This is a genomic window from Empedobacter sp. UBA5924, from assembly GCF_002431085.1.
GTDB lineage: Bacteria > Bacteroidota > Bacteroidia > Flavobacteriales > Weeksellaceae > Empedobacter > Empedobacter falsenii_B.
On sequence record NZ_DJDM01000003.1, the window covers coordinates 7,894 to 8,270 of the forward strand.

Sequence of the window (377 nt, forward strand, 5' to 3'; positions counted from 1 at the left end):
AGGCGAGTGTCAAAAAGTTGATCGCCATGGTTAAAATATTTTACTGTTTGCGCAGCAAATGATTTAAAATATTGAATGGCTGAAACTTATTTTGACCGTCGAAAATCAAAGACAAGTCTTTTTTCGTTAGTTTTTTTGACGAAAAAAAGTGACATTAAAAAAAGTGACATTTCGATACTATTTTCTTTTTCTATGAAACGAAAATCACTCAATGTGACAGCAAGAAAGAATAACACGTAAAACGTTAAGCGTAGACCGTATAACGTAAAAAGAAAAACCCCTTTCCCTAAAACAAAGTTGGCGCGATGTACAGGAAAGTTAGTGGCTTTTAAAACTAATGTTGAATTAAAAAACTAATGTAAAATTATGAAAGAGTA